This is a genomic window from Pseudoduganella chitinolytica, from assembly GCF_029028125.1.
GTDB classification, from domain to species: Bacteria; Pseudomonadota; Gammaproteobacteria; order Burkholderiales; family Burkholderiaceae_D; genus Rugamonas; species Rugamonas chitinolytica.
Map to the genome: position 1 here is coordinate 2,359,104 of NZ_CP119083.1, position 26,453 is coordinate 2,385,556.

The following is a 26,453-nucleotide window of genomic DNA, read 5'->3' on the forward strand; positions in this document are numbered from 1 at the left end:
GGCTGGCTGCGCCCTGGCACGATCAATCGTCCGCTCGCTCGGGCACCAGGCGTTCCAGTTGCCGCAGGTCGCGGTTGGCCAGGGCCAGGCCACTCACCAGCAGGCCACAGGCCCCGGCCCCGAAGAACAGGAAGCCGATGCCGCGTCCCTTGCCGGTACCGAACCAGCTGCCGACCGTTTCGCGCCAGGCGCCGCCGTCGGCCAGCGCCGGCTCCAGCACCGCGTCGGCCAGGTAGCCCCCGACCAGCAGCACGAGGCTCATCACCAGGAGGTTCGATGCCGACAGCAGCGCGAACACGCTGCCCTGGTGGGCCAACGGCGCCTTGCGCATCCACAGGGCGCCGGAACAGGCAACGGAAGCGCTGCCGCAGAACAGGCAGGCGAATGCAGCGACGCACCAGATCGCGGGCGTCGTCGTCAACCCGGCGGCCAAGATGGCCGCCGACTGCAGCGCATCGCAGACCAGCACCCAGAGCATCAGGTGGCGCCGGATGATGGAAGTCGCGGCCAGCAGCGAGCCGGCCAGCGCGCCGGCGGCGCCCAGCGACATCACCAGGCCCAGCACCTGGCTCGACTGGGTGGCCAGCACCATGGGCGTCAACATGACCGTCGCCAGCACCAGCAGGCACTGCACCAGCGCGCCGTACAGCAGCAGGCTGCGCATCAGGGGCTCATGCTTCAGGTAGCCCAGGGCGCCCAGGAAACTGGCCCGCGCGCTGTGCAGGAACGAGCGCTGCGGGCCGGACCCGTGGCGTCCGCGCAGCGCGCCGCGCGCCTGCGTCAAGGCCGCAAACGCCAGCAAGGCGCCCCCGACCAGCAGGCCAAGATGCAGCGTCAGCGCGCCCGGCAATCCCGCCCGCGCCATCAGGACGCCCGCCGCGCTGGGAGCGACGACCTGCACGATGGCGCGCGAAATGCCGCTCAGGCCACTGACCTGGGTGAAACGCTCCTTTGGCACGATGCTGCTGACGACGACGCGGACCGCGCAGCGCCGCAATGAAGCGATCGCCGCGGACAACGCGGTGTACAGGTACAGCACTTCCACGCCCAGGCGACTGACGAAAAAGAACAGCACGATGGCAGCCGTGCCGGCGATCGACGCCAGGTCGCAGCCCGCCACGACCGCCTGGCGGTTGTACCGGTCCGCGAAGGTGCCGGCGAAGGGCATGACCAGCATCGACGACACGGCGGCAGCCAGCACCGACAGCGAATAGTCCTGTACCGACCCGGTCTGCCCGTAGATCCATACGCCAATGGCAAAACCGATCAGGGTCGAGCCGAAATCGAACGCGGATTCGCTCAGCCACAACAGCGCGAAAACCGGCCGTGCGTTGACGGAAAGCGCGTGCGGCGAACTCACGCCGGCCGCTGCCGTGCCGTCATCGTCGCCTTGCCGCGCAGCGGCGCCGGCAGCTTGTATGGCCAGTCGTTCGTTGGTCGATCCGCTCATCGGTTCCCGCTTCCGCTCGAAGGACACAGGAATGCCGGACAGCCCGACATTCCGAAATAATGATTTTTCGCGCCGACCCGTCATGAGTCGCATTCAACTTTCGGCGACGAGGATATTACAGAAATTTCGTTTTATGCAACCAATTCCGACACTCGATAAAAACATCGTGCCCAGGCAAATAGCCGGCAGGATATTTTTAGTTATCGAATAGAATCGCCGTTTCCGGGAAGGCCTATAACCTCCGGATTACAAAAATTTCCTGCCGCCTATCATGCGAATACCCTGACCCATGCTAAATGGGTCGGATTACGGGGATGTGACAACAGGGCTTTTTATCCCGATCCTGCCAGAATTAACAGGTGGGTCGGCGGAGATGAAATGCATTTCAGGTGTTGCCTGATGTGCAGGGGAGTTGGTTAGCCCATGCAAGGGTTGCCCTGCGGGGATGCCCCTTGCAACCACGCTGTGCACCGCGGCTGCTACCTGCCAATTTTGGTTCTGATCGATGCACCGGCAAAGAAATGTTCGCCAGACATCGGTAATGGGCCGGTCGCAGGATTACCGAGGCTATCAGTAATTGCACGCCGCCACATCAAATCGACTGGCTTATGCCGCCCTCGCCCAAGCGATTGGCAACGATATGGCGCCGGGCAGGACACTGATTATGAAGCTGAAGTACGACTCAATGAGGGTGCGCCCCGTCAATGCTGCAATTGCCGACAGGGAGCCAACAGAAACGGGCTGGGCAGCGGGTTTTCAAGCATTAAGGTACCGGAATAATTATATGCCGACAGGATGGATAGGTTCGGCTCCGGTTTTAATGTGCAGGTTTATGCGGGAGCCTGCATGGGAGTATCGGCTCGAACGAACTTTATATCGGCCGACCAACTGGGGCAAGGCGGCACGGACAGCGCCGGCCGCATCGATATCCGCACTCCGGCCACCGTGCCGCGCAGGGGTTCGATCCGCAGCGGTCGCGCCAGGCCGCGAGAACGGTGGGCGCGCCACCGGTTCTCGCGCTGCGGATCACTCCACCCAGCTGGCGCCGTCGCGCGCGAGCAGCGCGAACGACTCGGGCGGGCCCCAGGTGCCGGCGGCATAAGGGCGCGGATGCTCGCCCAGCGTGCTCCAGCCGTCGATGATGGGATCGGCCCATTCCCACGCGGCCTCCAGTTCGTCGCGCCGCATGAAGTGCGTCAGGCGCCCACGCACGACGTCGATCAGCAGGCGCTCGTAGGCTTCCGCGCGGCGTTGCGAGAAGGCCGACTGCAGGTCGAGGTTCAGGGCCACCTGCTGCATGTGCATGCCGCTGCCGGGCTCCTTGGCCATCAGCTGCAGCTTGATCGCCTCTTCCGGCTGCAGCTCGATGACGAGCCGGTTGGCGGCGCCGCCTTGCTGGTACTCGGGGAACAGCGAGAACGGCGGATTGGCGAATTCGATGACGATCTTCGACGAACGCCGTCCCATGCGCTTGCCGGTACGCAGGTAGAACGGCACTTTCGACCAGCGCCACGTGTCGATGAAGGCGCGCAGCGCGACGAACGTCTCGGTACCGCTCCCGGCCGGCACGTTCGGTTCCTCGAGATACCCCTGCACTTCCTGGTTGCCGCTGACGCCGCGCGTGTACTGCCCGCGCACGGTATCGCGGGCGATGGAGGCGAGGCTGAAACGGCGCAGCGAGCGCAGCACCTTCAGCTTCTCGTCGCGCACCGCATCGGGCGCCAGCGAGGTGGGCGGCTCCATCGCCACGATGCACAGCAGCTGCAGCAGGTGGTTCTGCACCATGTCGCGCATCGCGCCGGCGCTGTCGTAGAACCCGGCGCGGCTGCCCACGCCCACTTCCTCGGCCACCGTGATCTGCACGCTGGCGATGTTCGGCGCCCGCCACAGCGGTTCGAGGATCGAGTTCCCGAAGCGCAGCACCATCAGGTTCTGCACCGTTTCCTTGCCCAGGTAATGGTCGATGCGGTAGATCTGCGACTCGGCGAAGTGCCGGCCGACGGCCTCGTTGATCTCCACCGCCGACGCCAGGTCGCGGCCCAGCGGCTTTTCCAGCACGACGCGGGCATTGCGATCGACCATCCCGGCGGCCGCCAGCTTGTCGCAGATGGTCGTGAACAGCGATGGCGCGGTGGCGAGGTAGAACACCCGTTCGGCACCGGCGCGCGATGCGGCCGCCAGTGCCGTGAGGTCGTCCTGCTGCACGTCGACGCGGACGAATTCAAGCAATTGCAGGAAGCTGCGCCAGGCGTCGTCGGTGAAGTTCGCGTCGACGATGAACGGGCGCGACTTCTCTTCGACGAAGGCCAGGTAGGCGGCGCGCTCGAACTCCTGGCGGCCGGTGGAGACGATGCGCGTGCCGGGCGGCAGGTTGCCGTGCAGGTGCGCCATGTAGAGAGCCGGGAGCAGCTTGCGCACCGCGAGGTCGCCCATGCCGCCGAAGATGATCATGTCGAGGGGCAGGCCGGGAGCGGATTGTGCGGACGAGGTCATGGTATTTCGGGAAAGGTTGACGGAAACAGCAGGATACATGGGTCTGGGATTTTTCGCGTGGGCCGGCGCGATCGCCGCTGAGTGGCATCGACGGCCTTGCCATCCGCTGCTTGCGCCGGCCTGGCAAATTTGCCAGGATCGTGCCGGAACGCTTGATCGAGCCCGTATCACCGGTTAGGTTATGCGCTGGCTTGTTGCGCCACCGTGGGCCGGCATCGCCTGCACTGTGCGTGGCGGGATGGCGCCAGCGTGTCGAAGGAGACGAAGCAATGCTGAAAGTGGTGCTGGCAACGCTGGTATGGATGGCTGGGGGGCTGCGCACGGCGGGCGCCGAAGAACTGGACCTTCCAGGCATGCCACGATGCGCGGCGGTGAGAATTTCCGAGCCATGCATGAAGGGGTTGACCAAGTCGGAGGCCGCTCGCATGTCGGCGCTGATCGGGCAGGATCGCCGATACGTGGAGATGAATGGCGACTCGCTTCTGGTCGCGTTCGATGCGACGAATGCCACGTTCCTCTTCGGCGACAGGCCATTCCTCTGCTGCGATTTGCAGGCACAATTGCCGCCCGTTCGCGATCGCCTGTTCGGCGCGAGAATCGAGTGGTAGGGCATGTCGCACACGCTGCTTTCCCTGGATATCATCAATGCCGAGCGGCAGGACGCCCCCTATCGCTACCGTGGCACGACACGGTTCGTTCTCGCCGACGAGCCTGGCACCAAACCTATCGGCGAGTCCGGACTGCGGATCGACAAGGTTACGCTGCCATTCGGCGCCGGAACCGACGAGCTACGGACCCTATCCATCTTTCGCGGGGCGGAGTGTTCGACCGGCATCGCCGATTGCTCGGTCGTCTATATGGCCGATGGCGCGGGTCTGAACGTCCTGCTGGTCAACGCCTTGCGCTACCGTGCCGAACTCAGCAAGTTCGTCTTGGTCGGCATCCATAACGCCAGCAAGGGCGGATCCCGGAAGAGGATTGCGGAACTCCTTCAAGGGCAAGCGCCCGCCGATTATGATGCATTCAAAAATTTCGCCATGCGCACGGTGCGCAGCTATGTCGAGCAGGGGCAGGTACCGAAAAGGCGCTACGTCGCCGGCATGTCGAATGGCGGTGCATGGGCGCTCGATATGGTCACCGGGCAAGAGGTACCCTTCGACGGCGCGATCGTGATGTCGCCCGCGCAGTGGACGGCGCCAGAGCTCGGCAGGGTGCGCGGAACGCACCTCTACATCGGTGCCGGACTGCTTGAAGGCGGGACGCTGCGGCATGCAAGAAAGATTTCGGCCAGCTTCAAGCGCGAGGGCGCATCGGTGACCGAGGTTTATCCGCCGAGCGGACACAGCATGAATTCCTGGGTCAACATCTGGACCGCGGCGATCGCGGATATCGCCGGGCGGTTCTGAAGCTTGGCCAGCCCAGGCGAACGTGTCGCGGCTCGCCGGCGCACTTGTCCAGTAACCATGGGCTAGCCGGACCGGGGTCGCAAGCCTGTTCAAGGTGCGTCACGACATTCCTGTTCCTGGCCGATCAATAGGCCGCGCTCAGGTGGGATCGCGCTCGAACGCCCTGGTACCGGGTGGCAGCTGGGCCCAAGGATGCCGGCGGCAGTCGTACACCGAAATCTGCGGCGCCGGAAAGTCGGGATCGGCAAAGGCGCCGACCGCCACGAACACTTCGTCGTCGACGTCGTTTTCCGTATGGAAGACCGTCGAGCCGCACACCGGACAAAAGTGGTAGACGAAGCCACAGCCGGCGTCGCCGGTGCGCACGTAGGCCGTGGACCGGCCGCTCACTGTATAAGGAAGGGGAAACCCGGCCACCGGTGCGAACACGCTGCCGGTACGTCGCTGGCAGGCCAGGCAATGGCAGATGCCGACGCCGTTCGGCTCGGCCGCCACTTCGATTCGCAGCTGGCCGCAGCTGCAGGATGCGGTTCTTGTCGCCATGGTTTTCCTCCGTAGGTAGGCGGCCCGACCTTGCGCCATTGGTCCCGATTGGAATCGCCCTCCGCCGCTTTTGCGCGGGGTGCTTGTAAGACTGGACGCGCCGCCAAGCGCCACCAGGCTGCGCAATCCGTATCGCGCCGCCCGGCGGTCTCGAGGACTGCAGCCCCGATCAGTAGCGTTCCGACCGACGCGGCAATTCTAGATCCAAAAGACATACGATGGGCCGTCGCCCTTGGTGCATGGCGTGCGGGCTGCGCGCTGGTGAATTGGCGGTTCGGCATGCTGCGAACGATCCTGCCGCAGGCATTGGCGCGCGGCGCGCTGCCGGAGCCTCGCATTGCCGGCTTGTCTCGCTCAGGGGAATAAACGACGCGGACGTCGCGCGCCCCCGGCGCGCGGCGCCGCGCGAAGCAGCGGCAGATGGGCGATTCGCCAGAGCCTCGCGCCGGTAGGCGCAGGGTCTTCGAATCCACCGCCTGCCGTCCAGACAAATAAAAAAGGTTCTTCACGGATTTCCGGGAAGGTGCGCCGAAAAACAGGAAAGCGGTAGAGAAGAGTTAGACTTGTTGTGCGACCAACAGTACTGAACTCAACTTACCGCTTTCATGCAAGATAATAATCTCGGCCTTCCATTCTGGGAAGGTTTTCTCGCGTCTGACCTCGAGCGCAAGAATGGTGCAACGTGGATCACGTTGGTTCCTGACCCAAGGGCCCCACTAGTGTGCTCGGGCTGCGATTCAAACTGCTGGCAGATTCATGAAACAGGCTGGCGTGTAGTGCGTGATATGCCAATGCTGGGCGACCCGGTCTGGTTGCGGGTGCGTCTGCGGCGTGTTCGCTGTAGTGAATGTGGGACTCGAGCTGAGCGCGTGAAGTGGCTAGACCGTCATGCACGGGTGACACAACGGCTGGCCGAGTTCGTGGGCCTATGGTGCCAAAAACTGCCAGTGGCCCATGTTTGCAAGCTCTCTGGCTTGCACTGGGACACAGTACGACGCATCGAGCGTACCAACTTGGCAGCGCAGATTGCGGCCTTGCCAGATGCCCAGCCTACCCGCTTGGTCATGGATGAATTCGCTCTGTATAAAGGGCACCGCTATGCCACGGTAGTGCTCGACGCTGACACTCGGCGTGTTTTATGGGTTGGCGAGGGACGCAGCCGCGAAGCGTTGCGTCCTTTCTTTGAGTGGTTAGGACCGGAACGCTGCCGCGCAATCGAAGCTGTTGCGATGGACATGAACACGGCGTTCGATCTCGAAGTAAAGGAACACTGTCCGCAGGCTCACGTCGTCTACGACCTATTCCACGTGGTTGCGAAATATGGCCGAGAGGTGATTGATCGAGTCCGTGTAGATGAGGCAAATCGGCTCAAGCATGATCTGCCAATGCGTAAAGTCGTCAAGCGCGCTCGCTGGCTCCTGTTAAGAAACAGAGCCAACATCCCGGCCGAAAAGCTGGCAAGCCTTGACGAGCTACTGGCAGCAAATCAGACACTGAGCACCGTCTACATCATGAAGGCTGCGTTGAAGGAACTATGGTCGGCGCAGGGCGCTTGGCAGTGGCGAACTGCTTGGCAAACATGGCTGCGCATGGCAAACGAAAGCGGCGTCGAGCCGCTGCAAAAATTCGCCAGGAAGCTTAAACCCTACTGGCGCGGCATCGTGGCGCGGGTACGCTGGCCGATGCATACCGGCCAGCTAGAAGGAATCAACAACAGAATCAAGGTCATGAAGCGCATGGCCTACGGCTACCGCGACAGCGAATTTTTCTTCCTAAAGATCAAAGCTGCCTTCCCCGGAAATCCGTGAAGAACCATAAAAAAGCCTCCGCAGGGGATAATGCCGTTCAGTTAAGACTGAGCGGCATTTTTCTTTTTGGTGTTGTAAACAGTAGCTGAGGCTGTTAACCTGCGTCACCATGCTTGATGACGCGCTCCATTTCCTCGTACAAGCCCAGGAAGACCCGGACTGGGCCCGCCTGGGACGGCACTTGCCTTCCGAGTGGATCGAGCAAGCGGTTGTACACACTGGCAAAGCGAGCATTCGACGGCGCCGGCTGCCGACCGAGCAGGTAGTGTGGCTCGTCGTCGCCTTGGCGCTGTACCGTCATCAGTCTATCAGTGAAGTGGTTGACGACCTGGACCTTGCGTTGCCGGACGTGCAGGCGCCTTTCGTAAGCAAAAGCGCGGTAGCGCAGGCACGGCAGCGTGTTGGCGCCGAACCACTGCGGGCATTATTCGAGATCTCAGCAAAGGCATGGTCGGAGCAGGATCGCAAGCAGTACCTGTTCAAGGGACTAAGTCTGTATGCGATGGACGGCACGACATTGAAGACGGCGGATACGCCGGAACAGCGCAACCATTTCGGCGAGCAGTCGTATGCCAGTGGCCGGATCGCCAGCTATCCGCAAGTGCGTGGTGTGACCTTGACTGCCGTGCCGACCCACCTGATACGCGATGCCAAGTTTGGCCCTTACGGCATCAACGAGATGCTGCACGCCAAGGAGCTGCTCGCATCGATTCCGGATGATTCGCTTACCGTCTTCGACAAAGGTTTTCTGTCAGCCGAGATTCTGTGCGGCCTGACCGTTGGAGGAACGAACAGGCACTTCATCATTCCAGCCAAGTCCAATACGAAATGGGAAGTCGTTGGCGGTACTGCCGACGATGCGATGATCGAAATGCGCGTATCGCCCCAGGCACGCAAGAAGTGCCCGGACTTGCCTGCGACCTGGCGCGCACGCGCCATTACGATCATCGACCAGAGCGCACGCAAACACGTATTGCTGACCTCACTATGCGACACCAAGCGCTACACGGCCAAAGACGTTGCGACTTGTTATACCCGGCGCTGGCAGATCGAAACGAGCTATCGCGAACTCAAGCAAACGATGATGGGCAGGGCGTTGACGCTGCGCAGCCGTACCGTCGAAGGCGTCTACCAGGAAATCTGGGGAACCTTGACTGCCTATAACCTGATCCGGCTGGAGATCGCCAAGGCCGCACTGGCGGTGAAGTGTGAGCCGACTGAGGTCAGTTTTATCCGTGCATTCCATGTCATCCAATACGAACTGCATTGGGCAGCAGTAACCCGCTCACATGGCAAGCTGCCCGCCTTGATGCAGCGCCTTCGCCAGCGTCTGCTCATGCTACTGAATGAAGAACGGCCCGGTCGAAAAATCGACCGGGCCGTGAAGGCCTTACCTCATCGCTACACTGTCCGCGTCCTGAAAAAAGACCTTAACTGAACGGCATTACTCCGCAGGGGAGGTTTTTTTATTTGTTCTGGCGGAGACGGTGTCTGTCGAACTGATTGTCCACCAACGTCTAAGCACGTCTCTGTACGGCCAATCTGCATAGTGGCAAAGTATTCGATCCGGCGCCGATTGTCTCAACACGTCTCCCGCAGTATCCGAGCAGCTCACAGGCATTTGTGGGTACGTTTGTGGGTAGACAGGTCTAGATCACACCGCGAATTTGCGCTTGACCTCCGCCGAGAGTGCGATTTTACGGACCAGATACTGAGAGCCCTCCTTGCAATTTTGACGCCGTGTGGCGGCGCCTTGCGATATCGTGCAGTCATCGGTAATTGGTGGAGGTTGGCTGCTGACTGCGGACGATCCCGAAGTGCCAGTCACGCCGCTCGGGGAGGACCACGCCTTTCAATGCCATACCGCGCTGCGCTGCCGTCAACCGAGCCGCGCGTGACTTCATACCTTGGCACCGCGCTCAGCGGAGGACGCACTAGCCCGTGTCCGTGGACAGCGTCGCGCGGCCGAGTTGACGACCAAATCGCGCTGCTGAAATGTGACACTTTCAGATTGAAAGCGTTTCCGAGGTATATCAATATGATATTGTGAGCAACAATGTCATTGCCTGGGAGGTCGCGTGAAAGTCGTTCGCCTGTCGATTCAGAATTTCAGGGGTATCAAGTCCGCGAATCTCCTTTTTGACGGCCACACGCTGATGGTTGGCTCCAACAATGTCGGGAAGAGCACGGTTTGCGAGGCATTGGACCTAGTCCTGGGTCCGGACCGTTTGAATCGATTCCCTCCTGTCGACGAATTCGACTTTTACAACGGGAGATACCTCGTGCCTGGGGCCGCGGAGGACGCCGCTCCCGAAACCATCCCTTTGCGTATCGAGGCGGTCCTGATCGACCTGAGCGCCGAGGTCTCGGGCAAATGCGGGGGCCACGTGGAGTTCTGGCATGTGGCCGAAAAGCGCCTGCTCGACGAGGGCGAGCTCGCCGCCGCCAATCCGCCGGTCGCGCTCCCCTGCTTGCGCCTCGAAACCGTGGGGCGCTACAACCCGGAGGAGGATGAGTTCGAGGCGAAGACCTACTTCTCACACAGCCCGGATGGACTCGACGGCGAGCTGACCCCAATTCCGAGGCCGGTGAAGCGTCTCTTCGGGTTTCTCTATTTGAGGACGCTGCGCACGGGATCGCGCGCGCTCAGCCTTGAACGCGGCTCCTTGCTGGACATCATCCTACGGGCGAAGGGCGTGCGCACCACGCTTTGGGAGAAGACCATTTCCAAGCTGCGGACTTTGGACATGGAGGCTGAGGCGGCCGAGCTCGCCCCAGTGTTGCGGTCGGTCGAAAAACGCCTCTCCCGCTACATCGCGCTGGATGCCCAAGGCCAAGGGCACGCGACTAGGGTCCACGTCTCGGAGCTCACCCGGGAGCATCTGCGCAAGACTATGACCTTCTTCTTGGCGCTGTCCCCCGGCCAGACGCACGTGCCCTTCGCGCACGCGGGCACCGGGACGATCAACACCCTCGTCCTCGCCCTGCTCTCCTTCATCGCGGACTTAAAGCCGGAGACGGTGATCTTCGCCATGGAGGAGCCCGAGATCGCCGTGCCTCCGCACACGCAGCGGCGCATCGCGAACTACCTGCTGACCAAAACGACGCAAGCCTTCGTCACGTCGCACTCGCCTTTCGTGATCGAAAAGTTCGAGCCGTCCATGACCCTGCTGCTGACCCGCGAGGACGGCGTCGTCTCGGCGCGCAAGGTGTCCGACGCCACGGGGCTCAAAGACAACGATTACAAACGCTTCGCCCGGTCCGGCCTATCGGAATGCATGCTTGGGCGCGCGGCGATCGTCGTTGAGGGAATCACCGAGCTGCACGCCATGCCGGTCGTGGCGCGGCGGATGGAGGAGGCCGATCCACTCCTGCTGCCCCTCGATATCGCGGGGGTCGCGTTCTTCGATGCCGACGGGGAATCGAACATGCCCAAGTTCGCCAAGTTTTTCAAAACGCTCGGCCTGCGCACGTTCGCTTTTTACGACTTGGATTACAAAGGGAAGCGCAAGCCCGAGCAAGCGCAGGCGTTGGCGGACAATTTTGAGGTCAACGTGGAGCATCCATACAAGGGCTTTGAAGATTTGGTCTTGGCGGAGGTCCCAGTAGACCGGCTGTGGTCTTTCTTGGTCGGATTGAAAGCGGACGACCAGAACGGCAACCTGGTCATTCCCGGCGAGAGGCCCGACGACCAAGCCGTCTTGTCGATCGCCCGGGGCGGCCTCGCCGGCGCCAAAGGAGCGGGATGGTGCGCGCGGCTGTTCGAAGAGTGCGAGCTCGACGAGCTGCCGAAGACGGTCACCGATTTCCTGCGCCAGATTTTCGCCCTGTTCCCGCCGCCCCAGCCGATCGTGGACGACGACGGCGGCCTGGAAGCGGCTCTCGCGTAGCCATGGACGCGGCTCCCAATCCGCGCGAAAGCGTGTTGGCCTGCGACGGGCACGCGCTGATCCTTGGCGGGCCCGGCAGCGGCAAGACGACCATCGCGCTGCGCAAGGCCATCAAGCGCATCAAGGAGGGCATGGCGCCGGAACAGTCCGCGTTGTTTCTGAGCTTCTCGCGCGCGGCGGTCGCCCGGATTCTGGACGCGGCCAAAGTCGAGGCGGAAAGGGGCGAGCAAGCCAAGCTTTCCATCCAAACCTTCCACTCGTTCTTCTGGGAGGTCCTTAAATGCCACGCCTATCTGCTGGGCGCGCCAAGGAAGCTCTCGATCCTGTTGCCCCATGACGAAAAGGCCCTTTCCGGCGGAATTTCGGAGGGGGACGATGCCTGGCCGGAGTGGCTGGCCGAGCGCGAGCGCCTCTTCCGTGAGGACGGCCGCGTCGCGTTCGACCTGTTCGCTCCGAACGCGACAACGCTGCTCGCTACCAGCTCGCACATTCTACTTTCCGTGGCCCGACGCTATCCCATAATTGTCGTCGACGAGGCGCAAGACACGGGCCAATTCGCCTGGCGATGCATCGAGATGTTGGCACCCCATTGCCAGATCATTTGCTTGGCGGATCTCGAGCAGCAGATCTTCGACTACCTTCCTGGGGTGGGGCCGGAGCGCGTCGACGCGATCCGCGCAGCCTTGGCGCCGCACGAGGTCGACTTCGGAACCGAGAATCATCGGAGCCCGAACTCGGAGATCCTCTTGTTCGGAAACGACGTGCTTGCCGGAACCGCGCGAGGCGCGCCATACAAAGGCGTGTCTTCGATGCCCTATCGGCCTGAGAATCCGACGCCGGACTGGAACGCATTGTTGCGCCGGTCGCTTGGCGCGCTTTGCAAAGCGATCAAAGTCGACACCGGCAAGCCTGTCGAGACCATCGCAATCCTCGTCGCGAACAACCGCAGCGCTCTGCGCGTGTCCAACGCGCTCAACGCCATAGGCGAACAGGGCGGGACGCCGGTAAAGCACAAGCTCTTGTTCGACGAGGCAGAGGCGCTGCTGTCCGCCCGGCTGGCGGCGTTTCTGCTAGAGCCTAAGACGGCAGGATCTTTTGAACAAGACGTGGCGATGAGCATGGACCTTATCGCCGCTGCCCTTCGCGCTACTGGTAACTTTCAAGCCCCGGCCGCGAAGTTGACCGAGCAGGCCAACAAAATCCGTGGAGGAAAAGCGCTACAGATCAAAATTGCCAAGGCGCTTCGCGGCGTGATCTTGCGGCTTCACCTTGTTGGATTCAGCGGGAACCCAGCCGCTGATTGGCTCTTGGTCAAGCACGCGTTGCGCGACAGCGGGCAAGCCGAGCTGTCGCGCGTGGCAACGCAGCTCGACTTCTTAGTCGCGTTCCAGCGAGGTCACCGCATCTCTGCGGGCTTGGCGACGCAGTGGCTGCGAGACGGCGCCTACACCCGAGCGCGAGAAGCGCTCGACCAAGCCTTGGCCCAAGAACATATCCTGGACGGCGCAGAGGCGCAGATGGGGATTCAGGTCATGAACTTTCATAAGGCCAAAGGCAAACAGTTCGACGGCGTCATCATTGTCCGGGAGGCTCGCAGGACAGGCGCAGGAGTGGACTCCTCCTTCGCATGGCGCGACGACATACCGCCATACACGAAGAGCCGACGCGTTCTCCGCGTGGGTATCACGCGGGCGCGCGGCCATCTTTTGATTCTTGACCCCATGTGGCCTAGTTGCCCACTGTTGCGGGGCCACGCGCTCTGAGACGCCGCCGCGCTTTCATTTAATGGCGACTGCATGCCCACCGGTCCATCCCTGACTAGCGCATAATCACGGCAAGCCGTATAGTCCCACTGTTCACCGCGTAGCGCTTGCTGCCAGGACGCGCCCGAGGCACGCTATCGAATGTTCTGGCGCGCCATCCTCGGGTGCGAGCGGCCTGAGGAAATCTCATCCGTGAGCCGTTTTCGCGCGCTCACACTGTTGAAACGCGCAAACCTCAAGCGGCGCACTTTCCATAGCTCACTTCCTTGTGGCGATCGAGCAAAGCGGGCGAGTAGATAGCGCCCGGCGATAGATCTCCAGCCCAGGCCGGGGTTTTCCTGCCCGCTGCACAGGCAACATTGGGAATGATCGGGCCGCCGGCGGGTGACGTAAGGACGGACCGACAGTACAGCTGTAGGTGCAGTAGCGCGGCCAGCTAGTGTGGAATATCCCGCGAGAGTCGGCGCAGCGCAGCGATCACTGGTTTGTACTACAGGATCGGTGCAAGCCGCCATCCGTTACCGCAATCGATTTCTTAGCTCTTCAATTGATACAATCCAATTTCGCTCATCGAAGCTATTTCGGAACCCAAACTTCCGAACGAAGTTATGGATACTGACGTCCGGTCCGGCCTGCTCAACCTCGACCGTTACGTACCCATATCGCGGGGCCAGCTCGACGAGCTTTGCGAGTAAAGCCGTTCCCTCACCCCTATGCCGCTTCTGGAAACCAATCCTAGCGATCACTATAGAAGCCTCGTCGCTACGCTCCCCAACCATAAATCGAAGGTACAGGTCTATTGCTGCTCGCCTGACGTCAACTGTCGGATACCGTGCAAAGGCACACCGCCGTTTATATCGGTATCGCGCCCTATAGAAAGCATCGATGTCCTCCGCAAATTGATAGAATGCGCTGTAGCTGGGGTCGGCGTCTTCGCTCATGGCTCTCCTGTTGAAGAGTGACTGTATTCGGACTATATCGGTCCATCGCATAATTTTACTCTTCAAGAACAAGTAGCCGCGCAACAAGTACGCCGCATACCGGCAGCGCAATGCTTCGTGAAGCTAACGTAGCGCGCAGCACATCCACGCGAGAGTTATAGATTCATACGGCCAGACTCGAATCATCACACCCTCGAAGATTCCCAAATTCTCGATTTGCGAATATCAACATCTCATTGGCGCGCGGGTGTCACGTAGTGGCGCAGCAGCAAGTCGGCCCAAGATTATGCCAAGCAGTACGGCTTCTCCGTTGAGTGGCTGATGTATTCGGCTGATTGAGCGCTGGGCGTTAACGCCCTTGGCGATACGTGTGCGTGGCCGTTAGATCATCTGGTCCGAACTTCACTGCGGCGAACGTAGCCGCTCAGCGCTATCGACGGTGCGTCCTTGCGCTTGGATAAACTGGGGCACGGCAATCGACACTAAGCTTTTTTGTCGGTAGGACTGCGCAGCTTCGGCCCAAAAGAGTCACAGTGGACTTGACCTTGGCCAACGGGCCGATAGTTTTTTTGCCACCCCAACAAGCGGCAGAGGATGCATTCACGGACGGCCGGGTCAACGGGCACTAAGCCAGGCACTGCAACTTTAAGGCTAGGATGTCCGATTACTGTTATGAAAACGACCCAGAAATGCTAAAATAGCAACCCTACCAAACCGAGGAGCACGCCCGTGCGCATCAGCATTTAAGCCCTGCCCTGGCCTTTGAAAAACAACTGATTAACAGCTCCATGTCCGAACCTACGTCCAAGCCTCCCCAGCGCGCGCCGGAAGTCGCCGTCGCCCCACTGAACACGATCGACCAGCAAGACGTCGGCGCGGGCGCAGCAGCCTTCGACAAATGGCTGCGCAAGATCAGCCACGACTACGTCACGCTCGAGCGCCTGAGCACGGTGGCCGGCAGCCTGCCCGTGATCGGCAATATCATGGCGGTGATCGACGCTGTCATGGATGTCGTCGGCATCGTCCAGAAATATATCGCCAAAAAGGAAATCGAGTTCCTGGCGTGGGTCAGCCTGGGCGTCAACCTGATCGGCGTGATCCCGCTGCCAGCGTCGAGCGCGGCGCGCATGAGCCTGCGCCCTGCCCTGCACCTGGCCAAGCAAAAGTTCGCCATGGGCTTCAAGGACGTCGGCGCCACGCTGGTCGAGGTGCTGGCTGTGAGCCTCAACGCGAAGCTGGCCGGCGAGCTCGACACCTTTATCGATGGCGCCATGGCCAGGCTCTCCGGCATCCTGGACGATTGCGCCAAGATGGCCGACGGCATCGCGGACGACCTGATCACGATCCTCAGGCGCTGCATCGGCAAGGAACCGCTGTTCGACGTGGCTTCTCCGGCGGAGGTGGAACACAAGCTGCACGACCACAAGGTGCAGAGCAGCTGGCGCCGCATGTTGGGTGCCCTGGACCGTCAGTACAAGAAGGCCGCGAACTACGCCGCCGCCACGGCAGCGCGTCAGCTGCCGCAGAGCGCCGTTGGTGGCATGAGCGTCATCATCACCCACCTGACCAACTTCAAGCCGGCGTTCCGCGCCCAGCTCGCCGCGCTGGCCGACGAGAAGGCCCAGATGAGCATCAAGTGGATCCTGCTGCGCCTGCGCGAAGCAGTCGTCAAACACAAGCGGCGCCATATGGCGCTGGTGCCGTCCAACAAGGGCGCGCAGCACAAGCACGACAAACCCGGGCAGGAGCTGGAGGTCGTCAACAAGCAGCACCCAGCGATGGGTGACGCCAACAACTGCAAGCTGTGCCCCGCGAAAGTCGGGACGGGAAGGTCGATCAGCTTCGCCACCGGCGCCGAAACGTTCACGCACACCGATTTCGTGCTGGATGCGCCGCTCCCCATCGAATGGAGCCGCACCTACCGCAGCCAGTTGATCGTCTATGACCGCGGCAACCTCGGCGCACGCTGGCTGACCCCATACAGCACGCGCATCGACGTCCTCGGCCAGGGCAAACCCACCGCCCTGCTCTATCACGCCGCCGATGGTCGCAGCCACCGCTACCCATGGCTCGCAGTCGGCGAAAAACACCACGACCCGGTTGAGCAGGTCACGCTGACCCGCCTGAGCGTCACGCTGCTCACGCTCGATTTCGGCAAGCCGCTGCCGGAGGGCGAACCGAGCTCTTGGCGCGAAACGTACGAATTGACGGACACGGTACGCGCTAAGACGGCCGAGATGGGCAAGCAGCATTTCCGCCTGATCTCGGTGCACGCCAAAGATGGCGCGGCTCTCGGCCTGCGCTACGACCACTTGGCCGCCGGCGAGGAAGTCCTCAGCGACATCATCAGCAAGCAAGGCGACAACATCATCGCCCACGCCGGCACCCAGATCGACGCCGAAACCGGCCACATCGTCGCGCTCTGGGAAATCAAGGACGGCCAACTGGTGCGCCAGCTGGCCGCCTACGACTACGACGAGCAAGGCGACCTGATCCAAGGTCAGGACGAAAACGCGGCTGCATGGCAGTACCAGTACGACCGCCACCTCGTCACCCGCTATACCGACCGCACTGGACGCGGCATAAATCTCGCCTACGACACCAGCATCGACAGCGGCGCCAACGCGAAAGCGATCCGCGAGTGGGCTGAGGTGTACTGTCAATAGCGGACACTCTTGTTTCAAACCGCCTGCAGCCGTTCGCTGAATTCCTCGGCAAACAACGCTGGCGCTACATTGCCAAGACGCGAGTGGCGTCGCTGGCGGTTATAAAAGCTTTCGATGTACTCCTGTATCGCGGCCTTCGCATCGGCGCGGGTTGCATATCGTTGATGGTGCACCAGCTCATTTTTCAGACTGCCCCAGAAGCTTTCCATAGGCGCGTTGTCGTAGCAGTTCCCCCTGCGCGACATGGACGGTTGCATGCCAAACTGCTTGACGAGCTTTTGATAGTCGTGAGCGCAATACTGGCTCCCACGGTCGGAGTGGTGAATCAATCCCGGCGCCGGGCGCTTGTTGCGCACGGCTTTCCAAAGGGCCTGTGCGGTCAGCGTTTGCGTCATGCGCGCACCCATCGAATAGCCCACCAGTTCGCATGTAAAGACGTCTTTGATGCCGGCCAGGTAGAGCCAGCCTTCGCCTGTGGCGACATACGTGATGTCGGTTACCCAGGCTTCGTTCGGGCGGGTTGGTGCGAAGGTCTGATTCAACAGATTCTCGGCCACCGGCAGCTCATGGTTCGAGTTGGTGGTGGCCTTGAATTTTCGCTTCTGCTTACAGCGCAGGGCAAGCTCACGTCGTAGCCGGACGATGCGGTCACGGCCAGCAGGAAAGCCTTGTGCGGCCAGTTCCGGCTGCATCCGAAGTGGCCCATATGTCTGCCGGCTCTGCGTATGAACCGCCTCGATGGCGACCTTCAGGCGCGCGTCCTCCTGCGCACGTTTCGACGGCTGCCCGTGAGTCCAAGCATAGAACCCGCTGCGCGACACGTCGAAGACGCGGCAGAGCGCGCTTAGTGAATATTCGAGTCGCAATGTCTTCATGACCGCGTACTTGGCAGCGACTCCCGCGCAAAGTACGCTGCCGCCTTTTTTACGATATCGCGCTCCATGCGGGCCTCAGCAAGCTCCTTGCGCAGCTTGGTAACTTCGGCCTCAAGTTCGGGCACGGAGCGGCTGCCGGGAGCCACTTTGGATGAGGTGCCACCCCTCGCTGCAGCTACCCAATTGGCCAAGGTTCCCTTGGGAATCATGAGCCGTAACGCCGCGTCCTCCAGCGTCAGACCCTGTGTCAGGACCAGTTTTACCGCTTCTTCACGAAGCTCCGGGGTGTATGATTTTGAGCGTGCCATAAGTTTCTCCAGTTGGTGAAGTCTACCAAACAGGAGTGTCCGAAAAAGTCAGGGTACCCCAGGCCGATGACGGCAGCCACGACACCCGGCTCGAGTGGGACAAGAACATCCGCCTGACCTACGTCACGGACGCGCTGGGGAACGAAACACGCTACTACTACGACATCGCCGGCTACACCTACCGCACGATCTATCCGGACGGCGGCGAAGAATGGTTCTTCCGCGACGCTGCGAAAAACGTCGTCCGCCACATCCGCACTGACGGCAGCAGCGAGCATTTCCGTTACGACGACCACGGCGACCTGCTGACGCACACGCGTGCCGACGGCACCCAGGTCCACTTCGAATACGACGCCCAACACCGCATCACCGGCATCCTCGACGCCGAAGGTGGCACCTGGAAGCGCGACTACGATGCGAAGGGTCATCTGGTCGAGGAGATCGACCCACGCGGCAACAAGACGCAATACGCCTACGACAAGGTCGGCCGCCCCGTCGAAGTCACCGATGCCAAGGGCGGCGTCAAGAAACTCGCCTATACCCCGGATGGCCGGCTAGCCAGCTACACCGACTGCTCCGGCCACAGCAGCCAGTGGGAATACGACGAGCGCAAGCGCCTTGTGAAAAGCATCAATGCCGCCGGCAACGTCACGCGCTACCGGTACACGCCAATCAACGTCGAAACGCTGACGCTGGCGCACAGCGAAGAAACCGGCAATCATCCAGGCCAACTCGAAGCCGTGATCCACCCCGACGGCACTGAAGAACAACTGCGTCACGACGCCGAAGGCCGGCTGCTGGCGCATATCGACGCGATGCAACGCCGCACCGCCTACCGGTACACTGCCGCCGGCCTGATCGCGCAGCGCACCGACGCGCTAGGGCACAACCTACGCTACCGGTGGGACGCGCTTGGCCGGCTATCCATGCTGGAAAACGAAAACGGCAGCGTCTACCGTTTCCAGTACGACCCAGTCGGCCGCCTGCTGCAGGAACAGGGTTTCGATGGCAAGACCACCGAGTACCGCTACCATGAAGGCACTGGCGTGCTGGCCGAAAGGGTCGAAGCCGGCATGACCACACGGCTCGAGTTCGACGCCATGGGCCGGCTAACGCAACGCCGAGCAGCGGCTCCCGGCCAATCGGAGCAGATCGAAACCTTTGCCTACAACGCCAATGGCCAACTGGCCGACGCGAAAAACGAACACGCGCGGCTGCAATGGTTCTACGATGCCGCTGGGAATCTAGTGCGCGAACACCAGCACTACCACGGCCAGTTCCATCCCGACAAACGCACGGCGATCTGGCACCATCGCTACGACGAACTAAACCAGCGAACGGGCACTACCCGACCGGATGGCCACCGCATCGAATGGCTGACCTATGGCGCCGGGCATGTGCACGGCCTGCTGCTCGATGGGCAAGAGTTCGTCTCGTTCGAGCGCGATGCGCTGTACCGAGAAACCGGCCGCACTCAGGCAAATGGCCTGATGCAAACGAGGAAGTACGACCCGGCCGGGCGGCTGATCGAGCAGCAGTTGGGTACCATCACGCAGCGGAGCCGAACGGACCGGGAGTTCATTCCCGACACGTCCTGCCCCGACGTCCAAGTCGGCATGCAGGCGGCGATCCGGCGGCGCTACCGCTATGATCCATCGGGGCAACTGACCAGCCTTGACGACACCCGGCGCGGCCACATTGAATACCGCTACGACCCGATCGGACGGCTACTGGCCGCAAACAGCGCGATGGGCCACGAGACGTTCGCCTTTGACCCGGCTGGCAATATGCGGATACCCAGCACCGCGCCGCACCATCAGAGCATTGCTACTCGTTCCCCGCTGCCGATGGTGCTGGACAACCTGCTCAAGGAATACGCCGGCGTCAGCTACCGCTACGACGAACGCGGCAATCTCATCGAGCGCGTACAGAACGGGCATCGTGATACGTTCGAATGGGATGCGTTTAATCGGATGACCCGCGCCACCACATGGCACGGTGTCACCATGTTCGCCTACGATCCGCTGGGGCGGCGCATCACCAAGCACAGTCAGGCGACGGAAGGTACGACGCTCAGGAAAACGACACGGACCATGTACGGCTGGGATGGCGATACGTTGGCGTTGGAAAGCAGCGTTCACCAAGGCTATACAAACGACGAGCGGACGGTGCACTATGTGTACGAACGCGACAGCTTCGTGCCACTAGTGCAGGCGACACGAAGCCAGGCGCTTCGACTGGCGCCCACTACGGACCTCAAGGCGCTAATGTCCCGCAACGACGGTAAGTACGACATTGCGCTCGATCCACTGTGGAATGGTGATTTCGAGCAGGACGCCGACCCATTCGGGAAGGATGAGATCGCCTTCTACCAGTGCGATCAACTGGGTACACCGCAGGAGTTGACGGATTATGAAGGCAAGGTTGCCTGGTCCGCGCAGTACAAAGCGTGGGGCCAAGCGAAGGAAGCGATCGAAGACGCGGCGTTCAAGGCCGGGGTACGAAATCCGATCCGGTTTCAGGGGCAACATGAGGATGTGGAGACGGGGCTGTTCTACAATCGGCATCGGTACTACGACCCGCACTCCGGACAGTTTGCATCCCGCGATCCCATCGGTCTTCTGGGCGGTTTGAATTTGCATCGCTATGCACCGAATCCAACAGAGTGGACCGACCCGCTGGGTTTGAATCGGTCGAAGGCGGGCAATGCACAAAACAACAGTAAGAAGGCTAATGCTTCGAACAACGAAAAGCAGATGCAATGCCGCTGCCGATGCGCTGAAGGCGACAATGTGCTCTACCACTACACAAGTAGCGCAGGTATGGCCGGCATCCTTGCTACTCAACAACTGAATCCGTCTTTGAAAGCAAGCAATCCAAAAGACGCAAGATATGGCGACGGCCAATATTTAACTGACATAAAGCCGGGAACCAAGACCAATAATCAGCTGTCCCGCCAGTTCTATGGCGTTGGCTACCTTGGCAAGAGAACAAGCAACTACATCGCGATAGACACAACGGGTATTGAGGCGCAAAAAGGTCGTGATGGGGTTTATGTAGTGCCTAACGACAAGCCGCTTGACCTTCGCGGGCGGGTCGTGGGTTATGGAGAAAATGAGGATTGCCGATGAGATACATTAAAGTCACGTGGAATCATCAACATCCTGATGAGCCACACCTTATCTATCAAGAGGTAAATAACGATTCTCAGGAAACGAGAAAGGTTGAGTTGCTAAAGGATGGGTCACTACTCGGATACGCCTCCGGGAGCGCGGAAATTGGCGCCTCGACATTGGCCGATCAACTCATTCCGAGCATTGAGGAAATTAAGGAATCTGACGAGTTCGATGCCGAACCCATCACACAGGATGAGTTCGAAAAAGTCTGGAATTGGGCGACAAGTGCGAGCATGCACTGAAGATCCTTACGTAGTGAGACGGTTGTGGCCTATAACTTTCTGTGATCGAGGGGCTAAGCCCCAACGCAACCAAGTGTGCGGCTCTGCAAGCACGCAACTATTTTAAAGGCATCGGCGCCGATGCCGCCACCCCAACCAAGATGCCATCAAAGAGGAAGTAATGCAAAGCTCACCTCAACAAGAAATCTATAGCGCAACGTCGAATTTTATCGACACTTAAACTCCCGGGATATCAATCGATTAAAGAGTGAATTCGACATTTCAGAGGCCGTCTCCGAAGAATTACTCGAGATTTTAGGAGATTACTTTCACGACAAGATTCCGCCCCTCAGCGCAGCCCCGTTTGAGAATGCCTTTTCCAGTAAAATAAACGGCAAAACCCCCGTCGACATGTATGAGATGAATGAGCCCAGAACCGGGGGGGTTGATTGTTCTCTATGGGCAAATGAATTGTGTGAGGTGTACTGTCAATAGCGGACACTCTTGTTTCAAACCGCCTGCAGCCGTTTGCTGAATTCCTCGGCAAACAACGCTGGCGCTACATTGCCAAGACGCGAGTGGCGTCGCTGGCGGTTATAAAAGCTTTCGATGTACTCCTGTATCGCGGCCTTCGCATCGGCGCGGGTTGCATATCGTTGATGGTGCACCAGCTCATTTTTCAGACTGCCCCAGAAGCTTTCCATAGGCGCGTTGTCGTAGCAGTTTAAAGTGGACCCCTTCGTCAAGACACTGAGGCCGATAATTTAAGCTGGTCTGTCTTCATTTTTGCAGCTGCTCGGCGCTGCCCCGTAATTCTCTCACCGGGCCGCTGGAGAGGGGTATCTTCCAGTGGCTGCTCCCGGCACGGCTCCACAGCCTCGGCTATGCTGGTCTGGCCGTACTTATCCACGATCAGCGCGCCCCCACCGCTGCCGCTGCGGTAGACATCGGCAGGCGTACGGTATCCCAGAGACTGGTGCGGACGTGTGCCGTTGTAAAACACGAAGTACTGAGCCAGGCCGAGCGTCAGCTCGGCCATGTTTCCGTACCCCTTGAGGTATATGTCTTCGTATTTCACGCTGCGCCACAGCCGCTCGACAAAGATGTTGTCCAACGCTCGACCGCGTCCGTCCATGCTGATGGCTACGCCTTCACGTTTGAGCACGCCGCTGAATGCCGTGCTCGTAAACTGCGATCCCTGGTCGCTGTTGAACACGTCGGGCTTGCCGTGCACACGCAGCGCTTCCTCCAGGCAGTCCACGCAGAACGACGCATCCATGCTGTTGCTGATTCGCCAGGCCAGCACGCGCCGCGAGTACCAGTCGATAATCGCCACCAGATAGGCAAAGCCACGCGCGAGCCGGATATAGGTCACGTCTGTAGACCACACCTGGTTAGGGCGCGTTACCGCCACACCGCGCAGCAGGTAGGGATACACCTTGTGCTGCGGATGCGGCTTGCTCGTCGCCGGCCCCGGCGCCATGCCTGCCAAGCCCATTTCCCGCATCAGCCGCTGCACACGCTTGCGGTTCACCACATGGCCGCGCTCACGCAGAAACACTACCATGCGCCGGCTGCCGTAGAACGGTCTGCTGGTATATTCCTCGTCGATCAGCGCGCGCAGCTTCAGATCTTTTTCGTCCTCGCACCGCTGTCGCGATGCCGCTTCCAGCCGCCGGTATACCGTCGCGCGTGGTACATCGGCAAGTTCGCACTGGCGCGTTATCGGCATCTCGGCGTGCTCCGGTTCGATCCAGCCCAGGCGCTCTTCGCGGCTCATTCCCCCAGCTTTTTTTTAAGCCAATCCACTTCCATCTTGAGCCGGCCGATCTCGCTGTACAGCTTATCCTCCGGGCTCGTTTCATCGACCGGCTTCGGGCCACGCTTGGTATCGAACAGCGCCCCAGCGTTCTCCAGAATCTCCTTTTTCCACTGCCCGACCAGCACGGGATGCACGCCGAATTCCTGTGCGATTTCCGTCACCGTCTTCACTCCGCGCACTGCCTCTAAGCCCACCTTGCTCTTGAAGTCGGCGCTGTGCACCCTGCGTTTTTTACCTTCACTCATAGTCTGTCATCCTTTCGCGGACAACAGCTTAAACCACCGTCTCAAATCGTGGATCCACTATAGTTCCCCCTGCGCGACATGGACGGTTGCATGCCAAACTGCTTGACGAGCTTTTGATAGTCGTGAGCGCAATACTGGCTCCCACGGTCGGAGTGGTGAATCAATCCCGGCGCCGGGCGCTTGTTGCGCACGGCTTTCCAAAGGGCCTGTGCGGTCAGCGTTTGCGTCATGCGCGCACCCATCGAATAGCCCACCAGTTCGCATGTAAAGACGTCTTTGATGCCGGCCAGGTAGAGCCAGCCTTCGCCTGTGGCGACATACGTGATGTCGGTTACCCAGGCTTCGTTCGGGCGGGTTGGTGCGAAGGTCTGATTCAACAGATTCTCGGCCACCGGCAGCTCATGGTTCGAGTTGGTGGTGGCCTTGAATTTTCGCTTCTGCTTACAGCGCAGGGCAAGCTCACGTCGTAGCCGGACGATGCGGTCACGGCCAGCAGGAAAGCCTTGTGCGGCCAGTTCCGGCTGCATCCGAAGTGGCCCATATGTCTGCCGGCTCTGCGTATGAACCGCCTCGATGGCGACCTTCAGGCGCGCGTCCTCCTGCGCACGTTTCGACGGCTGCCCGTGAGTCCAAGCATAGAACCCGCTGCGCGACACGTCGAAGACGCGGCAGAGCGCGCTTAGTGAATATTCGAGTCGCAATGTCTTCATGACCGCGTACTTGGCAGCGACTCCCGCGCAAAGTACGCTGCCGCCTTTTTTACGATATCGCGCTCCATGCGGGCCTCAGCAAGCTCCTTGCGCAGCTTGGTAACTTCGGCCTCAAGTTCGGGCACGGAGCGGCTGCCGGGAGCCACTTTGGATGAGGTGCCACCCCTCGCTGCAGCTACCCAATTGGCCAAGGTTCCCTTGGGAATCATGAGCCGTAACGCCGCGTCCTCCAGCGTCAGACCCTGTGTCAGGACCAGTTTTACCGCTTCTTCACGAAGCTCCGGGGTGTATGATTTTGAGCGTGCCATAAGTTTCTCCAGTTGGTGAAGTCTACCAAACAGGAGTGTCCGAAAAAGTCAGGGTACCCCAGTGAGCATGAAGCCTACGCTTCAGGTTTGTCGTTGCCCCAAGGTAGGTCAAGCCCTCTGCACACACTAGCAAATAGGTCCACGCCGCCATTCGCGAATCCTGTTCCAGTTACGAACTGGCCAGCTCAGGGCGGCTAGCAGCGATAAGTTGGTCGATCCGAGCACCCATCAGCACCTCGCACGTTGAATGAACACCGGCTTTGTCAATGAGGTCGCCGTTGGTGTCCAGACGATCCGCGACTAGGTTGATTGCACCAGCATACGCTGGAATATTCTCCCGCGCCGCATCATCCTCCTGGCGGCTGATGAAGCCGGCGGCGCCCCAGCGTGATGGCCCGGTTGCTCGTCGTGTCCGCGTACACCAGACGGATGGAACCAACGCACTGCTGTTCGTTCGTATTCATGTGTCGCATTCGTTCGCTGGGCCAGCACCGCGCCGCCCCTCTCAATGCCGCTGCCCGCTCGTGGCGGGCTACAGGTGCTGCTGGGCCTTTTCCGAGGGGTAGGCTGAAGAAGCCTTGCGCGCTTCCTCTTCCAGTTTTTCGATGGCATTCTCCAGTGCCCATGTGTCGCCGTCCTGAATCGGCCCGGCTTTCGTGGAGGCCGGTTGGTGTGAGTCAGGCCGGAGTGGCTTGACTGCTCAGTTGCGCATAATAGTTTGCCTCAGCTTCTGCCGGCGGTATATAGCCCAGTGGTTCGAGCAGACGATGATGGTTGAACCAGGCTACCCATTCAAAGGTTGCCAGTTTGACGGCCTCGTGCGTCTTCCAGGGGGCACGACGATGGATCAGTTCCGCCTTGTACAAACCGTTGATCGTCTCAGCCAGGGCGTTATCGAAACTGTCGTCCTTACTGCCCACAGACGGCTCTACGCCGGCCTCTGCGAGACGTTCGCTGTACCGAACGCTGACGTATTGAGATCCCCTGTCGCTGTGATGGACCAGGGCATCATTGCGCTCTGACTGACGGTCGTACAGCGCCTGTTCCAGGGCGTCGAGCACGAAGTCAGTACGCATCGAGCTATTCGCTCGCCAGCCGACGATGCGTCGGGCGAAGACGTCGATGACTCAGGCGACGTAGACGAAGCCCTGCCACGTCGCGGCGCTTTGGTATCGGCAACCGTTGTGCATGCAACCTTGCCGCGCATGACGCCGCGCAGGCCGGCCTTGCGCATCAAGCGCTCCAGTGTGCGGCGGGCCACATCGGTTCCCTCACGGCGCAGTTGGCGCCAGACTTTGTCAGCTCCGTAGACCTGCAGATTTGCCTGCCATACCCGTTCGATCTCGGTACTCAACACGTCATCACGCCGGGCTCGTGCGCAGCGCAAGGCCGGATTACGTTGTTGTGCCGCGCATGCCAGTAGCCGGACGGCGCAATCTGCATTACCTGACAGATCGACTGGACGCCGTATGTGTGGCGGTACTGATCGATGAATACCCTCAAGGCTTGAAGCGGCGGTCGAGCTCCGCCTGGGCGAAAAATGCACTCGCCAGACGCAGGATCTCGTTTGTCTTGCGCAGCTCACGGTTTTCTCGCTCCAGTGCCTTGATGCGCTCTTCTTCAGCGCTGCTCGGGCCTGGGCGCTGGCCGGTGTCGCGCTCCTGCTGCCGCACCCAGCGGCGCAGCGTTTCTGGTGTGCAGCCGGCCTTGGCCGCTATCGATTCGATCGCTGCCCACTGTGAGCTGTACTCGCTGGCCGCTTCGCCAACCACGCGCACGGCGCGCTCGATGACTTCAGGGGAGTATTTGAGTTGCTTCTTCATGGCTC

The 26,453-nt window shown here is 60.7% G+C and carries 14 protein-coding genes, 4 pseudogenes and 1 other annotated feature; of the genes and pseudogenes, 9 read left to right on the forward strand and 9 right to left on the reverse strand.

Annotation, left to right across the window (positions count from 1 at the left end):
- Positions 1–22: 22 nt before the first annotated feature.
- Together PX653_RS10335 and zwf are read right to left on the reverse strand one after the other, a co-directional pair.
- Positions 23–1,450: an MFS transporter gene (locus PX653_RS10335; protein ID WP_277417805.1), complete on the reverse strand. Its 1,428-nt coding sequence runs from the start codon at positions 1,448–1,450 to the stop codon at positions 23–25.
- Between the two features lie 1,026 nt (positions 1,451–2,476).
- Positions 2,477–3,943: a glucose-6-phosphate dehydrogenase gene (gene zwf, locus PX653_RS10340; protein WP_277417806.1), complete on the reverse strand. Its 1,467-nt coding sequence runs from the start codon at positions 3,941–3,943 to the stop codon at positions 2,477–2,479.
- A 269-nt stretch (positions 3,944–4,212) separates the two neighbouring features.
- Here zwf and PX653_RS10345 point away from each other — a divergent pair, with 269 nt between their 5' ends.
- Positions 4,213–4,551 carry a hypothetical protein gene (locus PX653_RS10345; protein WP_277417807.1) on the forward strand — a complete coding sequence of 113 codons (339 nt, stop codon included), beginning with the start codon at positions 4,213–4,215 and terminating at the stop codon, positions 4,549–4,551.
- A gap of 3 nt (positions 4,552–4,554) precedes the next feature.
- Positions 4,555–5,349: an alpha/beta hydrolase gene (locus PX653_RS10350; protein WP_277417808.1), complete on the forward strand. Its 795-nt coding sequence runs from the start codon at positions 4,555–4,557 to the stop codon at positions 5,347–5,349.
- 138 nt (positions 5,350–5,487) lie between these two features.
- On the opposite strand, the gene PX653_RS10355 is transcribed toward PX653_RS10350, so the two are convergent.
- A complete protein-coding gene (locus PX653_RS10355) occupies positions 5,488–5,892 on the reverse strand; it encodes a GFA family protein (RefSeq protein WP_277417809.1) in 405 nt (134 codons plus the stop codon).
- A 605-nt stretch (positions 5,893–6,497) separates the two neighbouring features.
- Between PX653_RS10355 and PX653_RS10360 the strand changes: the two genes are divergently transcribed.
- From PX653_RS10360 to PX653_RS10380, 5 genes are all read left to right on the forward strand, one after another.
- Positions 6,498–7,700, forward strand: coding sequence for an ISL3 family transposase (locus tag PX653_RS10360; RefSeq protein WP_277415381.1), 1,203 nt, complete (start codon positions 6,498–6,500; stop codon positions 7,698–7,700).
- 109 nt (positions 7,701–7,809) lie between these two features.
- Positions 7,810–9,138: an IS4 family transposase gene (locus tag PX653_RS10365; RefSeq protein WP_277414398.1), complete on the forward strand. Its 1,329-nt coding sequence runs from the start codon at positions 7,810–7,812 to the stop codon at positions 9,136–9,138.
- A 640-nt stretch (positions 9,139–9,778) separates the two neighbouring features.
- Complete coding sequence (locus tag PX653_RS10370; protein WP_277417810.1) at positions 9,779–11,590, forward strand: ATP-dependent nuclease; 1,812 nt, start codon at positions 9,779–9,781, stop codon at positions 11,588–11,590.
- Positions 11,591–11,592: 2 nt separating this feature from the next.
- The gene (locus PX653_RS10375) at positions 11,593–13,353 is read left to right on the forward strand and encodes a UvrD-helicase domain-containing protein (protein ID WP_277417811.1); all 1,761 of its coding nucleotides are present in this window, start codon (positions 11,593–11,595) and stop codon (positions 13,351–13,353) included.
- A 1,729-nt stretch (positions 13,354–15,082) separates the two neighbouring features.
- Complete coding sequence (locus PX653_RS10380) at positions 15,083–16,960, forward strand: DUF6531 domain-containing protein (protein WP_277417812.1); 1,878 nt, start codon at positions 15,083–15,085, stop codon at positions 16,958–16,960.
- Between the two features lie 14 nt (positions 16,961–16,974).
- Here PX653_RS10380 and PX653_RS10385 read toward each other — a convergent pair.
- Positions 16,975–18,143 (reverse strand): IS3 family transposase gene (locus tag PX653_RS10385; RefSeq protein WP_371876344.1). Its coding sequence is split into 2 segments (ribosomal slippage): positions 16,975–17,888 and positions 17,888–18,143, totalling 1,170 coding nucleotides; the frame shifts between segments, so codons are not numbered across the junction.
- Positions 18,144–18,178: 35 nt separating this feature from the next.
- Here PX653_RS10385 and PX653_RS10390 point away from each other — a divergent pair.
- Positions 18,179–21,274: an HYD1 signature containing ADP-ribosyltransferase family protein gene (locus PX653_RS10390; RefSeq protein ID WP_277417813.1), complete on the forward strand. Its 3,096-nt coding sequence runs from the start codon at positions 18,179–18,181 to the stop codon at positions 21,272–21,274.
- Positions 21,271–21,561: a DUF6881 domain-containing protein gene (locus tag PX653_RS10395; protein WP_277417814.1), complete on the forward strand. Its 291-nt coding sequence runs from the start codon at positions 21,271–21,273 to the stop codon at positions 21,559–21,561. The genes PX653_RS10390 and PX653_RS10395 overlap by 4 nt, the downstream gene beginning before the upstream one ends.
- A gap of 488 nt (positions 21,562–22,049) precedes the next feature.
- On the opposite strand, the pseudogene PX653_RS10400 reads toward PX653_RS10395, so the two are convergent.
- From PX653_RS10400 to PX653_RS10415, 5 genes and pseudogenes are all read right to left on the reverse strand, one after another.
- Positions 22,050–22,265 (reverse strand): annotated as a pseudogene (locus PX653_RS10400) (IS3 family transposase); the annotation flags it as partial.
- Between the two features lie 170 nt (positions 22,266–22,435).
- Positions 22,436–23,607, reverse strand: a pseudogene (locus tag PX653_RS10405) (IS3 family transposase); the annotation flags it as partial.
- Between the two features lie 62 nt (positions 23,608–23,669).
- Positions 23,670–24,625: pseudogene (locus tag PX653_RS10410) on the reverse strand (IS3 family transposase); the annotation flags it as partial.
- A gap of 22 nt (positions 24,626–24,647) precedes the next feature.
- Complete coding sequence (locus PX653_RS28360; protein ID WP_371876439.1) at positions 24,648–24,776, reverse strand: GIY-YIG nuclease family protein; 129 nt, start codon at positions 24,774–24,776, stop codon at positions 24,648–24,650.
- Positions 24,777–25,302: 526 nt separating this feature from the next.
- Positions 25,303–26,448, reverse strand: a pseudogene (locus PX653_RS10415) (IS3 family transposase).
- Positions 26,054–26,170: a sequence feature (AL1L pseudoknot), on the reverse strand. (Overlaps the previous pseudogene by 117 nt.)
- Positions 26,449–26,453: the final 5 nt, after the last annotated feature.

Bases quoted from the DNA above. Each gene is read 5' to 3' on its own strand.
- PX653_RS28360 (WP_371876439.1), bottom strand. From the start codon at position 24,776: ATGGCGGCGTGGACCTATTTGCTAGTGTGTGCAGAGGGCTTGACCTAC.
- PX653_RS10395 (WP_277417814.1), top strand. From the start codon at position 21,271: ATGAGATACATTAAAGTCACGTGGAATCATCAACATCCTGATGAGCCA.
- PX653_RS10375 (WP_277417811.1), top strand. From the start codon at position 11,593: ATGGACGCGGCTCCCAATCCGCGCGAAAGCGTGTTGGCCTGCGACGGG.
- PX653_RS10345 (WP_277417807.1), top strand. From the start codon at position 4,213: ATGCTGAAAGTGGTGCTGGCAACGCTGGTATGGATGGCTGGGGGGCTG.
- PX653_RS10350 (WP_277417808.1), top strand. From the start codon at position 4,555: ATGTCGCACACGCTGCTTTCCCTGGATATCATCAATGCCGAGCGGCAG.
- PX653_RS10360 (WP_277415381.1), top strand. From the start codon at position 6,498: ATGCAAGATAATAATCTCGGCCTTCCATTCTGGGAAGGTTTTCTCGCG.
- PX653_RS10335 (WP_277417805.1), bottom strand. From the start codon at position 1,450: ATGAGCGGATCGACCAACGAACGACTGGCCATACAAGCTGCCGGCGCC.
- PX653_RS10365 (WP_277414398.1), top strand. From the start codon at position 7,810: ATGCTTGATGACGCGCTCCATTTCCTCGTACAAGCCCAGGAAGACCCG.
- zwf (WP_277417806.1), bottom strand. From the start codon at position 3,943: ATGACCTCGTCCGCACAATCCGCTCCCGGCCTGCCCCTCGACATGATC.
- PX653_RS10380 (WP_277417812.1), top strand. From the start codon at position 15,083: ATGTCCGAACCTACGTCCAAGCCTCCCCAGCGCGCGCCGGAAGTCGCC.
- PX653_RS10355 (WP_277417809.1), bottom strand. From the start codon at position 5,892: ATGGCGACAAGAACCGCATCCTGCAGCTGCGGCCAGCTGCGAATCGAA.